Source organism: Deinococcus malanensis, assembly GCF_014647655.1.
Taxonomy (GTDB): Bacteria; Deinococcota; Deinococci; order Deinococcales; family Deinococcaceae; genus Deinococcus; species Deinococcus malanensis.
Map to the genome: position 1 here is coordinate 133,116 of NZ_BMPP01000007.1, position 13,515 is coordinate 146,630.

Consider the following 13,515-nt stretch of genomic DNA (forward strand, 5'->3'; position numbering starts at 1 on the left):
CCCCGGCACGGAGTGGTCAGTCGTCGGCGGGCAGCGCGACGCCCGCATCCTGCCGGGTCACGAGCGTCTGGTACCATTTCGCGCTGTCCTTGAGAATGCGCTGCTGGTTGCCGTAATCGACGTACACCATCCCGAACCGGCGGCTGTACCCGAACGCCCACTCAAAGTTGTCCATCAGACTCCACGCGAAGTATCCGGCGACGTTCACGCCCTGCTGCACCGCGTCTGAAGTTGCCTGCACGTGCGCTTTGAAATACTCCACGCGCTGCGCGTCGTGCACGCGGCCACCTTCGAGTTCGTCGGGGTAGGCGGCGCCGTTCTCGGTGATGTAGACCGGCGGGACGGTGTAGTCGTGGTTGATGCGCACAAGCAGGTCCGTCAGGCCCTGCGGGTACACTTCCCAGCCCATGTGCGTGTAGCTCGACTCACTGGGCCGGACGTTCCCGGTGGCGCCGTTGACGCTGCGGCTGTAGTAATTCACGCCCAGGAAGTCGATGGGCTGCGAGGTCGCCGCAAAATCCCCGTCCTGCACGGTCGGCACGTCCTCACCGTACGCGTCCCAGATATCTGCGGGGTACTCGCCGCGGAAGATGGGATCCAGGAACCAGCGATTGAACGTCCCGTCTGCGAACCGCGCGGCCGCCACGTCCTCTTCCCTGTCCGACGCGGGGTAGGCGGGCTGCAGGTTCAGGACGATGCCCAGGCTGCTGCCGGGCACGATGTCGCGCATGACCTTGACGGCCTCGCCGTGACCGAGGAGCAGATGGTGCGCGGCGGCGAGGGCGGCGCGGCGGTCCTGCAGGCCCGGTGCGTGCTCACCGATCTGGTAGCTGAGGATGCTGCTGCACCATGGCTCATTCAGGGTGGCGTAGCTTCTCACGCGCCCGCCGAGGCGCTCGGCGACAACGCGCGCGTACTCCGCGAAGCGGTACGCCGTCTCACGGTTGACCCAGCCACCCTCGTCCTGCAGGGTCTGCGGGAGGTCCCAGTGGTACAGGGTCAGGTACGGTTGCAGGCCTCGTTCGAGCATGCCGTCCACCAGACGCTCGTAGAAGTCCAGCCCCTTCTGGTTGACGGGGCCTTTCCCGTCGGGCTGAATGCGCGGCCAGGCGACGCTGAAGCGGTACGCGTCGACGCCCAGGGACTGGATCAGATCGAGGTCCTGCGGCCACAGGTGGTAGTGGTCGCAGGCGACGTCGCCGCCCGTGCCGTCCTGGATGCGGCCAGGCTCACGGCAGAAGGTGTCCCAGATGCTGTCACCGCGTCCGTCCTCGTTGGTGGCCCCTTCGATCTGGTACGAGGATGTGGCCACGCCGAAGATGAAGTTGTCTGGGAAGTCTGTTCGTTTGATGGTCATGATGATGTTCCTCGGGTGATGAAGTCAGCGTTACGGGAGGCGTTTGTAGGCGAGTCGCGTGAGGGAACGTCCAGGCAGATCGGCTGCCGGGCCGAGCTTCAGGCGGATGAAGTCCGCTTCGTCCGCCACTGTCTGCTGCGTGAAGGTCTTCGCGCCGATCAGCTGGTAGCCGGGAAGCTCGGTCGCGACGGGCCGCGGCGCGGTGCTGGTGTTGGTGATCAGCAGCTGCACGGTGTTCGCGTGGCGCGCCGCGTGTACCCACAGGGCAGGGTCACTGGAACGGATGGTGAGCGCTTCTCCACGGTAGTGCCTGAGCTGCTGAAAGGCGTACAGCGTCGGGCGGGGAATGCCGGCCAGGTCGACCAGGCCATGGTTGCCGGCGGCGATGATGGCGAAGTAGCTGCTGACGTCCGCGCCCGCGTCCGCGAGGCGCAGGGTCGTCTCGGCGGCCCACAGTGCGGCGACCTGATCGGCGAGGTGGGGGCCCTGCGAGCGCCATGAGAGGCTGTACTCGGTCACGCCCAGCTGATAGTCGCGCTGGTGCCCGAGGGGGTTGCGCTGCGGGTCGCGCAGGAGTTCGCGAACCTGGTCCACGCGCGCGCTCACGTCGGGCGCGGTCGCGAGAGCCACTTCGTCGGCCGCGGACCCGTCGGTGGGGTACTCGTGCCAGGTGACGAGATCCACGACGTCCCCACACGCGCGGATGAACCGCTCAAGGTAGTTCATGGCGGAGCCAGTCCCCTTGGACGTGGCGGGCCCGGCGATTTTTGCGCCGGGGTCGGCTTTCAGGATGGCTTCGCGCTGGGCGCGGAACACCTGGCAGTACTTCTCGGGAGTCCAGCTGGGGTCGCCGCGGTTGGTGGCGTACAGGTCGGGTTCGTTGCCGATCTCCCAGTATGCGACGTTCAGGCCGATGTCCCTGGCGGTTCGGGCGGCCTGCCCGGCGTCTTCCGGGCGGTTGCGCGCTTCGGCGCGGGTGGCGAACACGCGCGTCTGCACGATGGCTTTGGTATTCGTGCCCGTGAGGGCGAGGCTGACTTTGTAGTTGCGCAGGCTCTGCTCGGTCAGGTCGTGGTCGTCGCCGACGTTCCCCCCGGGAAAACGGATGGATGTGGGCGCCACGGAACGCACGGCGTCAAGCGCCTCGACGAGCGGCATCTGCCAGCTGGTGTTGAAGCCGTTTACCGCCAGGGCCGCGATGGGCCTCGCCTCGCCGGTGAGGGTGAGGGTAGCGGGCGCCGTGCTCGTGGCGCCGGCCATGCCGAGCATGAGGAGGAGCGCGAGGCGTTTCACGTCACCCTTTGAGTGACCCGGAAGTGAGCCCCTCGATCAACTGTCGTGAGGCGAACGCGAAGATCACCAGCAGCGGCAGCACGGTCAGGGCCACGCCGACCATCAGTGCGCCCCAGTCGGTGTTCGCGACGGCCTGAAGACTGCGGATCAGGAGCGGCGCGGTGTAGGTTTCCGCGGAACGGAAGATGATGAGCGGTCCGACGAAGCTGTTCCACGAGCCGATGAAGGTGATCATCCCGAGCGTGCCGAGGGCCGGACCGCACAGGGGCAAAATGATGCGGCGGTAGATACCGAATTCACTGGCCCCGTCGATACGGCCTGCCTCCATCAGTTCTTTCGGTATGGCACTCCCGATGTACTGGCGCATCAGGAAGATGCCGAATGCGCCGGCCATGCCAGGCACCCACAGTGCACGGGGCGTGTCGATCCAGCCGATCGCCTGCATGATCAGCGCGAACGGCACGATATTCAGCGCAGTGGGGATCAGCAGCGTCGCCAGCACGATCGCGAACAGGAACTCGCGGCCCTTGAAGGTGTACATCGCGAAGGCGAGCCCGGCGAGGGAGCAGAAGAATAGGGTCGTGACGGTGGTCATGATGGCCAGGTACAGGCTGTTCCAGAGTCCTCGCCAGAACGGGACGCGTTCAATGAGGTTGTTGTAGTTGATGGTGGCGTTGTCCCCGAACCAGATGGGCGGTGGGATGTGGAAGATTTCGGAGCGGTCGTGCGTGGCGAACACGAACATGAAGTAGAAGGGCGCGAGGGTGAGGAGCGCGCCGAGCGCGAGGAGCAGGTACGCGCCGCCGCGGGTGAGCGGGCGGGTGCCGCTGACGCGCCTGCGGTGACGGGTCGTGGCATTGGTCTTGGCGTTGGGCGTGGATATGGCCATTTCAGTCCTTCCCGGCGAGGCCGCTGCGGCCGAAGATGCGGTTGTTGATCAGGGTCAGGACCAGGATGACGATGAAGAGCAGCCACGCCATGGCGGCGGCGAGTCCGGCTTCACTGTAGTTGGTGTAGGTGCGCAGCATGTACATCACCGCAGTCGTGCCTTCCTGGCCGGGCCCGCCGGTGCCGTTGGTGAGAATGAACGGCTCCTCGAACAGCTGCAGGTTGCCGATCAAGGTCAGGGTCATGGCGAGGAACATCATGGGGCGCAGCAGGGGCAGGGTAATGAACCGGAACTGCTGGATTTTGGTGGCGCCGTCCACGCTGGCCGCTTCGTACAGTTCCTTGGGAATGGCCTGCAGCCCCGCGAGGTACAGCACGACGTTCCAGCCGGTGAAGCGCCAGATGACGACGGCGGCAATGGCGGGCTGGATGAAGTCGCGTGAGCCCAGCCAGTTGACCTTCTCGGCCGGGAAGAGCCCGCCGATCAGGGGGAGATTGTGCAGGCTGCCGAGGACGGCGTTCACCACGCCGTACTGCCAGCTGAACAGCGTGAAGAAGGTGACGCTGATGGCCACGACGCTGGTGATGTAGGGCAGGAAGTAAATGGACGTGAGCGGACCCTGCAGGCGTTTGAGGCCCGTGTTGATGGCAAATGCCAGGGGGATGGCAATCAGGTGCTGTGGAACGCCGGACATGATGCCAATGGCGAGGGTGTTCTTCAGCGAGTCCCAGAACATCGGGTCGGTGAGGTTATCGCGGTAATTTTCGAGTCCCACGTACTCCATGGCGCCCAGACCCGCGGCGGGCGCCCAGTACTGGAAGGAGAGGTAGAACATGAACACGATCGGGAAGAGTCCGAACGCCAGGAACAGGATGAAGAACGGGCTGATGAAGATGTAGGGCGCGTATTTGCGCTGGAAGTTGTCCCAGCGGGCGGCGAGGGGCAGGCGTTCGCGGGATGTGGGTGCGTGAGCTTGCACGGGAACTCCTAAAAAAACACCCGGGGGGCGAACCCCCGCGGGTGTTGGGGTGGGGATTCAGGCCCCGCGCGTGGCGAGATCATGAATCCGGTGCCTGGCTAAGATTTACCGGCGGGCGCGGCGCTCGATGAGCTGCTTGGCTTCCGCGAGGGCAGCGTTGCAGTCACGCGAGCCGTCGAGGACGCTGCCGATGGCGGTGTTGACGATCTCCTCGGCGATGGGGTCCTGCCTGTGCACTTCAAGCGGCTGGATTCTGGTGGCCGCGTTGCGCCACAGGACGCGGGCTTTCTGGTTCGCGAGGTACGGGACGCCCTCATTGAAGAGGGGTGCGTTGTTCGCGGCCTTGAGGGCGGGGAACGCGCCGGTCGTCTTGAACGCAAGGACCTGCTGGTCGCGGTTGGTGGTCATGTAGTTGATGAACTGCCACGCGGCGGCCTTGTTCTTGCTTTGGGTGGGGATGGCGTAGAAGCTGCCGCCCCATGACGCGAAGGTGCCGCCGGGAAGCTGCTGGACGTTCCACTTGCCCGCAAAGTCCTTGGCGAGCCAGTTCTGCAGGTGACCGGCGAGCCAGGCGCCGCTGAATTCGGTGGCGAGGTTGCCTTTCTGGAAGGCGGTGATCCACTCGGGGGAGAAGGCGCCGCCGGCGCGGGCGTCGAGTTTGGCGTCACGGACCTTCTTGGCGGTAGTGCAGGCGTCCATGAAGCGCTTGTTCTCGGGGCCGACGAGGACCTTGTTCGCTTTGTCGAAGTAGACGCCCTGCCCGGCGGGGATGTTCGTGCGGATGATGATGCTGGCAACGGTAGATGCGTCGGGGATCAGGAAGCTGCCGGGGTTGGCGGCGACGACTTTCCTGCCGTTCGTGATGTACGAGTCCCAGCTGCGGTTCAGGTCGGCCGGAGTCACGCCAGCTTTTTTCAGCATGTCGGTGCGGTAGTACATGGTGCCGGGGCCGATGTCGGTGGGAATGGCGACCAGGCGGCCCTGGTGGGTGGCCTGTGGGAAGGTGTAGGTGACGAACCGGTTTTTGAGGGTGTTGCCGTTGTAGGGGGCCCTGGCGAGGTTCTCGAGCCCGGCGCCCTCGGCAAACTTCGCAACGTAGCCGAAGTCGACGGCAACGACGTCCTGCGCGCCGGCGCCGGTGGCGAGGGCCGTGGTGAGGGCGTTGTGGTGGTCGGCCCATTCGAGGACGACGAGCTTCACGTCGATGTTGGGGTTCGCCTTGACAAAGCCGGGGATAGCGGCTTTCACAACGTCGTCAAGGTTGGGGTAGACGCCGACGGTGATCGTCTGCTTCTGGGCGAGCGCACTGGAGGCGAGGGCAAGGGTGGCGAGGAACATCAGACCTTTTTTCATGATTCACTCCTGAAGTGAAAGGATGACTGGGTTTTGAAAGCGCTTTCAGATGCGAGACTAATTGCTTTGGTCATCAATAGGTTCCCTTACCTCCTATGTGTGCTGGCGGAATACCGCAACATCACGGTGGACTCGCGGATCACGAGTTGTGGTTTGATATCCGGAAGATTAGCACGCTCACCTGAAAGCATTCTTAACATGCTCTGGGCAAGGGTGATCCCCAGTTCGTAGGTGGGCTGGCGTACTGTCGTGAGCGGTGGGGTGGTGTAGGTGGAACTGGGCAGGTCATCGAAACCGACCAGGGAAATGTCGTCTGGAACGCGGACTCCCTTGCGGTACAGGGCGAGTCGTGCACCATACGCCATCTGGTCGTTCGCGGCAAAAATGGCGCTGAACATCTCGCGGCCCTCGAACAGCCGCGTAGCGGCCACGAACCCCGACGTTTCCAGGAAGTCCCCTTCCAGGACGAGTTCAGGAATGAACGGGAGTCCTGCTTCTTCGAGAGCAGTCTTGTACCCGCTCAGCCGGTCGCGGGCATCCCGGTGCGCGGACGGCCCGGCAATGTGCGCAATCCGCTGATGACCGAATTCGATCAGGTGCCTGGTGAGAAGGTAGGCGCCCTGCTCGTTGTCGATCTTCAGGCACTGGCCAGGCAGCTGATGAATATCGCGCCCGAAGACGATCAGCGGAACCTGCGCCGCTACCTCGATCAGCCGCTGGTCGGGAATGGCTCCGCCAAGGACGATCATGGCGTCGGTCTTGTGACTGAGGAGCACGTCGATGGCCGCATTTTCCTCCTCGGCGTGCCAGTGGCCGTCGGCGAAGATGGGAAGGTAACCACTTCCCGCCAGGCCCTGCTCAATGCCGCGCAGCATATCGCCGTAGAACGGACTGGAGATGTCCTGCGTGAGCACGCCGATGTTCATGGTTCGCCCGCGGGCGAGGTTGCGGGCAAGGACGTTCGGTTTGTAATTCAGCGCGGTAATGGCCCGTTCGACGGCTTCCCGTTTGGCGTGACTGACGTTAGTCGTGCCATTGAGGATCCTGGACACCGTGCTGGAGGAAACCCCCGCCTGGCGCGCAACTTCTGCGAGCGTCACACTTGATTCCATACTGGTTACACTGGCAGATTAATCCCCTATGAAAGCGGTGTCAAGCTCCCATGGCGAGAAGGCTGAAAGTGGAACGAACGCAGCTTATTTTTCCGCGCGTCTTTACCGCAATTCCCTGACATTTGTGGCCTCCTGGCACCCTGGCCTGAGCGGCCTGCACTTTTGAAAGCCCATTCAGAATGTGGTACAACCCTGTCTGTAACGATTCAGTGCACGAGGACCCGCTGCTCTTCATTCGCGCGCCCAAACCACGGAGGTCGCATGCAATACCGCACTCTCGGCAAGACTGGCTATCAGATTTCGACCATCAGCTTCGGCGCGTGGGCCATCGGAGGAACCTGGGGTGAAACGCGCGACGAGGACAGCATGCACGCCCTACACCGCGCACTCGACCTTGGCGTCAACTTTATCGACACGGCCGACGTGTATGGTGACGGACACAGCGAACGCCTGATCGCCAGGCTCCGCCGTGAGCGATCCGATTCCTTCTACGTCGCCACCAAAGCCGGACGACGCCTCAACCCTCACACTGCGGCCGGGTACAACCGCGAGAACCTCCGCAGCTTCATCGAGCGGAGCCTGCGCAACCTCGAAGCCGAGACCGTCGACCTGCTGCAACTCCACTGCCCACCGTCAGAAGTGTACGAACGCGACGAGGTCTACGGCATTCTCGACGACTTCGTGCGCGAAGGACTGCTACGCGCGTACGGCGTGAGTGTCGAAACGGTGGACGAGGCCCTCACGGCCATCGAGCACTCGAACGTCGCGAGCGTTCAGATCATCTTCAATGCCTTCCGCATGAAACCCGCCGAGCAGTTCTTCGCTGCCGCTCGAGAACGTGAAGTGGGCATCATCGCGCGCGTCCCCCTCGCCAGTGGACTGCTCACCGGCAAACTGACGGGCAAGACCACCTTTGAACAGGATGACCACCGCAACTTCAACCGCAACGGTGAAGCCTTCGACCGGGGCGAGACATTCTCCGGCGTGGACTACGAAACAGGACTCGCGGCTGTACAGCGCCTGCGCCCCCTGGTCGCGGATGGCGCCACCCTCGCGCAGTTCGCCCTCCGCTGGATCCTGATGTTCCCGGACGTCACCTGCGCCATTCCCGGCGCGAGGAACCCGCGTCAGGTGGAAGACAACGTGGCCGCCGCAGACCTCCCGGCCCTCAGCGAGGAGCAGATGCGCCGCGTCCAGCAGGTGTACGACGAACTGATCCGTGAACAGGTGCACGCACTCTGGTGACCCTGCAGGCCACACGCACGTCTCAGTCCGGGCCCGTCTCGCACGGCGCCCCCCTGTCCGCGAGCCGCCCCTCCACCGCAGAGCACATGAACTGGCTGACCTCCAACGACCTGCACCCTGAGCGGCACGGCGACGCCACGCCCCTGCGCGTTCACGCCCGCCTGCTCGACCTTCTGACCGAACTGTACCCGAACGCCCGGCCGAAATCCCCCGTCGCGCGAGGACGCGCACAGCCGTCATCCCAGCGCCGCTCAGACGCGTCTGACGCCAGCGGCCCACGGGCGGTCCGGCACCACTCCAGAAACTTCAAGCATCCACCCTCCACATACGCGTTCCCGTTTCCTCCAACCACCCCTTCTGCTTTACGACAGCGCCCCCATTAGGTCGGGCACCGCCCTGCGCCGCGTGGCTGCCGTGCTGCCGCGCTTCCGGAGTTCGCTTGAATCACCCCGACGCCCTACGCAGCATCGCCCGGATTGCCGTCCCTACCAGCCTGGAGATGGTCTTTCAACTGGTCTTGACCTTCGCGGTGCAACTCGCTGTTGGCGTACTCGGCACGCTTGCCCTTGCAGCCGCCGGTCTCGTCAACAGTCTCGTTCTGGTGATCCTGGTCAGCTTCAGCACTATCGGCGCGGCCGCCGCAATTCTCGTGGCCCGCGCCCACGGCGCGCACGACCATGACCGCGTCGCCCGTGTCACCACCACTGCCGAAGCACTCGCGTTCGCCTGCACGCTCGCCCTCTGCCTGCCCGCCGCGCTCCTGGCGGGGTCGGTGCTCAAGACTCTGGGTGCTCCCCTTGACGTCGCGCAGGCGGGCGCCGCGTACTTTCAGCTGACCGTCCTGTCACTCCCGTTCATGGTTCACGCTGCCGTGACCAGCGGAGCCTTCCGTTCGCTCGGGCACGCCCGCACGCCGATGGTCGTGTCGATGCTCGCGGTCCTCCTGAACGGCACGCTCGCGTACGCCCTCCTGCTGGGCGTCGGCCCAATCCCGGAACTGGGCCTGCCGGGCGCTGCCCTCGCGAACGTGATTGCTCAGGCCGTCCGTGCGGCCCTGCTGTTCTGGCTGCTGCACCGCCCGCACGGCCTCGTACCGTTCAAATGGACGCCCTCGCTCACCGCGTGGCGGATAACGTCCGCTCACCTCCTGACGCTGGCGTTCCCGCTGGCGATGACGCAGCTGTCCTGGAGTGGCGCGTCCTTCCTGTACGCCCTGCTTTTCGGGCGGATCGGCACGTCCGCGCTCGCGGCAAGTCAGATCGTCCTGTCGCTGGAAGGGGTGTTCATTGTCGCATCCTACGGCCTGATGTCCGCCGCGACGACCCTGATCGGCCACGCCGTCGGCAGTGGCGAACCCGAGCGAGCCAGGTGGTGGGCGCAGACCGTCCAGCGGATCGGCGTGACCACCGGGCTGTGCTTCGGAGCGCTCTTCACGCTCAGCGCGTTCGTCCTGCCCGTTCTGTACCCGAACGTGAGCCCCCAGACGCTGCACGTCGCCTTCTGGGGTGTGCTGATCAACGCCGCGTTCCAGGTGGTGAAGGTCCGCAACATGATCCTCGGTGGGGGCGTACTGCCCAGCGGGGGCGACGCTCGCGGCGTCGTCATCGGCGATCTCATCGGACCGTTCCTGGTGGGTCTGCCCCTCGCGTGGCTGCTGGCCTTCCCACTCGAACTGGGCGTGTGGGGCGTGTTCTGGGGACGCATCGCGGACGAAGTCGTGAAAGCCTCCTTCTTCACGCGGAGAGTCACGCACGTGCGGTGGGAGACGCTCAGTCCCCCGCAGGGCGAACCGGCGAAGGCCGCCTGAACCTGCTTGAAACCCCACCTGCCCGCCAGGCCCGGCCGCGCGTGCACCCCTGCATGGCGGTGCCAGCAGAACGTGAAGTCGGCGCGTGGCGAACGCTACGATCAGCGTTCACCATGCTTGCCCGGCCGCTGACATCGCGTCAGGTCAGCGGCGTCCGCGGGACGACCTCGAGCAGGAACCTCAATTTCTCGAGGTCCTGATGGGCCTGGCCGCCCTCGTGCCGGTTGAACGGATACTCCACCATGCGTTTCGGTCCGCTGTAATGATTGAACGCCGCAAAGACCGTACTGGGCGGGCAGATGTCGTCCATCAGGGCGACGCTGAACAGTGCCGTGGCACGCGCACGCGTCGCGAAGTGCATGCCGTCGAAATACGCCAGGGTGGTCATGACATCCGCCGTGGCCTGGCGCTGCACGCGCAGGTACTGGGCAATTTCACCGTACGGGTAACTGTCCGTGATGCGCAGGGCCCGCTCGAAGTGACAGAGGAACGGCACGTCCGGCAGGCACGCGCTCACGTCAGGGACGAGCCCCGCGACGGCAATGGCGATGCCCCCCCCCTGACTGCCGCCCGTCACGGCCACGCGAGCAGCGTCCACAGCGGGATGCTCACGTGCGGTGATCACGGCACGGACGGCGTCGGTGAACACGCGGCGGTAATAGTACGTTCTCGGGTCACGAATTCCAAGGGTCATGAAACCGGGCAGGTGGGGCTCTCCCCCGCTGCCCGCGTCAGCCGTGTCCCCACTGCGCCAGCCGCTCCCCTGACCTCGCGTGTCCATCACGAAATGCGCGTACCCGGCGCTTGCGTACAGCAGCCACTCGTGCGGCAACCCGCGCCCGCCCCCGTACCCGATGAACTCGACCACGCACGGTAACGGGCCCTCACGGTCGCGCGGCAGGATCAGCCAGCCGCGCACCGGGTCGCCGTTCGCGCCGCTGAACACCACATCAAGGACCTCGACACTGGTGAGCGGGACGGGCACACGCTCGAACGTCGCCGCGCTGGCATGATCCTGCGCTTCCTGCAGCGTCCACGTCCAGAAGGTATCGAAATCCCCTGGCTCACGCCGCTCGGGACGGTACGTGCGCAGTTCATGTTCCGGCAGGTCAAAGTAGGCCATTGATTCTCTCCCCGCAAGTGACGGTCACCCTACGAGCTTACCCGAGGCGCGCCCACAGAGCCTGAAACGATACGAACGCGCGGTGTTCCACATGCTCCTCGCGGGAGAAAACCAGTGTGTTGCCCGCAACCGTTGCGGCAGGATCAGAAGAAAACGACCTGGGTACCACCACGATGCCACTATCCGTGACCGTCAGGCCCTGCTCCTGATCTTCCTGGAGGTTCACGCCAACCTGAACGCCCGGCGGAACCTTCACATTCTTGTCGATGATGGCACGGCGAATGGTGTGCCGGGAGCTGTCCAGGCTCGTGGGCCGGGAGCACAACTGCGGCGAGACGGCCTGCGCTGGGCCTCTCCGGAACCGGGCGCCGAACCAGCGGCCGAAGATTACGGGGAGCTGCCTGACCATGACAAGACGGTGGTTACCCGCCCTTTGCCTCAACCTCGGCTTGGCTGGCACTCCAGGCTTCCATCTTCGCTTCGAGCTGGACCTCCAGATCATGCGCCGCCTGTCCCAGAGTCACGAAATCCGCATCGGCGGGCGCGGTGGCCAGGGCAGCCTGGGCGGTTTCGAGCTGCTGTTCCAGCCGGGCAATATCGGCCTCGATAGCCTCGACCTCGCGCTTGAGGTGCCACAGGCCCTTGCCCTTTGCAGCGGGCGCAGGGGCCCGCCTGAGTTCCGGTTTCGGAGCACTCCGCTCGGCCTGCGCCGCCAGGAAGGTCGGATGCTTGTCTCGGTAGTCTGCCCAGCCCGGATATTCGAAGAACTGCCCGTCCTCGACCAGCCAGATGCGGTCAGCCAGACCCTCGATAAAGGCGCGGTCGTGGCTGACCATGATCAGCGTGCCGGTAAAGGCACTCAGCGCCTCTTCCAGGGCCTCAACCATCTCCATGTCCAGGTGGTTGGTTGGCTCGTCCAGAACCAGCAGGTTGTGATCTTCCTGCGCCAGCTTGAGCAGGGCCAGACGGGCCCGCTCACCACCCGACAGGATGCGGGCGGGCTTGTCGTGCTGGTCGTAGGGAAACATGAAGGTGCCCAGCAGGTCGTGGGCTTCATGGTCCTTTTGCACATACTCGCGGGCCACGTCATACAGCGTTTGCTGGGGCTCGACGCCGCGCAGCGCCTGATCGTAGTAGCCGACCGTGACGCGGGCGCCAGTCAGTATCCGGGCACGGGCCTCGTCGCCGCGGTCCAGGCCCAGCAGGGTGCGCAGCAGGGTGGTCTTCCCCGCCCCGTTGCGACCGATGATGGCAATCCGTTCGCCGCGACGGACCTGCACGTTGACATCAGAAAACAGGGTCCTCTCTCCCAGGCGGCGGGTGAGGTGGCGCGCGTCCAGCACGATCTCTCCACTTTCCGGGGCGTGAAAGGTGATGCGGGTGGTGCGTTCCTCGGCAGGCGGCGCGGCCGTGGCACGTGCCTGCATGCGGTCCACCCTGGCCTGCATGGCCTTGGCGCGGCGGGCGAGCTTGCTCATGCCGAGGCCCCAGATCTTCATGCGGTCGGCACTGGACTGCAAAGAGGCAATCTGTTTGCTTTCTACCGCGTGGCGCGCGGCCTGCTGTTCCTGCTCCTGCTCCAGCATCTCGCGGAATTTGCTGTAGTTGCCGGCATACACGCGCAGGGTTCCGCCCCGGATATAGGCGGTCTCATTGGTCACGTTGTCCAGAAAGGTCCGGTCGTGGCTGATGACCAGTACCGCGCCGGGATACCGGCTAAGGAAGCCCTCAAGCCACTCAACCATCACAATGTCCAGGTGGTTGGTCGGCTCGTCGAGCAGCAGCACGTCCGGGTTCTCGACCAGCAGCGCCGCCAGCCCGAGTCGGGTCCGCTCTCCACCACTGAGGCTGGACGCCAGATCATGCTCCCGGCCCCGGAATCCGAAGGCCAGCAGCACCGCGTCCTTGCGGCTGCGCCGCTCGAATCCGCCCCGGCGGACATAGTGCTCCAGAACTTCTTCATGGTGCAGCACGCTTTCCGGGGTCCCGCTGGCCATGGCCTCGGCTGCCTGCTGCAGTTCGGTTTCCAGCTCGTCCAGGTCCTTGAAGGCCGCGTTCAGCACACTGTCGATGCTGGCTCCTTCAGGAAACACCGGGTCCTGCTGCAGGTTCCGCACCCGCACACCTGGCCCCCGCTTGACCACGCCGCCGTCCGGCACGATCTCACCGGTCAGCAGTTTCAGCAGCGTGCTTTTCCCGGCCCCGTTGCGGCCCACCAGACCCACCCGGTCACCGGGCTGAACGGCGAAGGTCACGTCACTCAGCACCGTCAGCGGGCCGTAATCTTTGATGGCGTCCTGAACGGCAACAAGCACGCCCCGCAGTATACGGCCCCCCTGGGTCAGGATATCGGTACA

11 protein-coding genes are annotated in these 13,515 nt (G+C 64.9%); 2 read left to right on the top strand and 9 right to left on the bottom strand.

What is annotated here, in order from left to right; genetic code table 11:
- Positions 1 to 16: 16 nt before the first annotated feature.
- The 6 genes from IEY49_RS10045 to IEY49_RS10070 all read right to left on the bottom strand — a co-directional run bounded on the left by IEY49_RS10045 (position 17) and on the right by IEY49_RS10070 (position 6,971).
- The gene (locus IEY49_RS10045) at positions 17 to 1,357 is read right to left on the bottom strand and encodes a GH1 family beta-glucosidase (protein ID WP_189007676.1); all 1,341 of its coding nucleotides are present in this window, start codon (positions 1,355 to 1,357) and stop codon (positions 17 to 19) included.
- A gap of 30 nt (positions 1,358 to 1,387) precedes the next feature.
- The gene (locus IEY49_RS10050; RefSeq protein WP_189007678.1) at positions 1,388 to 2,650 is read right to left on the bottom strand and encodes a GH39 family glycosyl hydrolase; all 1,263 of its coding nucleotides are present in this window, start codon (positions 2,648 to 2,650) and stop codon (positions 1,388 to 1,390) included.
- 1 nt (position 2,651) lies between these two features.
- Positions 2,652 to 3,539 carry a carbohydrate ABC transporter permease gene (locus IEY49_RS10055; protein ID WP_189007681.1) on the bottom strand — a complete coding sequence of 296 codons (888 nt, stop codon included), beginning with the start codon at positions 3,537 to 3,539 and terminating at the stop codon, positions 2,652 to 2,654.
- A 1-nt stretch (position 3,540) separates the two neighbouring features.
- On the bottom strand, positions 3,541 to 4,518 hold the full coding sequence (locus IEY49_RS10060; RefSeq protein WP_189007684.1) for a carbohydrate ABC transporter permease: 978 nt from the start codon (positions 4,516 to 4,518) through the stop codon (positions 3,541 to 3,543).
- A gap of 105 nt (positions 4,519 to 4,623) precedes the next feature.
- Positions 4,624 to 5,871, bottom strand: a complete 1,248-nt coding sequence (locus IEY49_RS10065) for an ABC transporter substrate-binding protein (RefSeq protein WP_189007687.1) — start codon at positions 5,869 to 5,871, stop codon at positions 4,624 to 4,626.
- A gap of 86 nt (positions 5,872 to 5,957) precedes the next feature.
- Entirely contained in the window at positions 5,958 to 6,971 is a 1,014-nt protein-coding gene (locus tag IEY49_RS10070; RefSeq protein ID WP_308424657.1) for a LacI family DNA-binding transcriptional regulator, read from the bottom strand.
- A gap of 273 nt (positions 6,972 to 7,244) precedes the next feature.
- Here IEY49_RS10070 and IEY49_RS10075 point away from each other — a divergent pair, with 273 nt between their 5' ends.
- A complete protein-coding gene (locus IEY49_RS10075) occupies positions 7,245 to 8,228 on the top strand; it encodes an aldo/keto reductase (RefSeq protein ID WP_189007693.1) in 984 nt (327 codons plus the stop codon).
- Positions 8,229 to 8,667: 439 nt separating this feature from the next.
- Positions 8,668 to 10,035 (top strand): MATE family efflux transporter, encoded by a 1,368-nt coding sequence (locus IEY49_RS10080; protein ID WP_229780729.1) that lies wholly within the window; start codon positions 8,668 to 8,670, stop codon positions 10,033 to 10,035.
- Between the two features lie 139 nt (positions 10,036 to 10,174).
- Here the strand turns inward: IEY49_RS10080 and IEY49_RS10085 are convergent, their stop codons facing one another.
- Genes IEY49_RS10085 through abc-f form a run of 3 tightly spaced genes read right to left on the bottom strand, consistent with a single transcriptional unit; the run spans position 10,175 to position 13,473 of the window.
- Positions 10,175 to 11,158 carry an acetylxylan esterase gene (locus IEY49_RS10085; RefSeq protein WP_189007696.1) on the bottom strand — a complete coding sequence of 328 codons (984 nt, stop codon included), beginning with the start codon at positions 11,156 to 11,158 and terminating at the stop codon, positions 10,175 to 10,177.
- 37 nt (positions 11,159 to 11,195) lie between these two features.
- Positions 11,196 to 11,567: a GlgC family sugar phosphate nucleotidyltransferase gene (locus IEY49_RS10090; RefSeq protein ID WP_189007699.1), complete on the bottom strand. Its 372-nt coding sequence runs from the start codon at positions 11,565 to 11,567 to the stop codon at positions 11,196 to 11,198.
- A gap of 13 nt (positions 11,568 to 11,580) precedes the next feature.
- A complete protein-coding gene (gene abc-f, locus IEY49_RS10095) occupies positions 11,581 to 13,473 on the bottom strand; it encodes a ribosomal protection-like ABC-F family protein (protein ID WP_189007701.1) in 1,893 nt (630 codons plus the stop codon).
- Positions 13,474 to 13,515 lie beyond the last annotated feature (42 nt).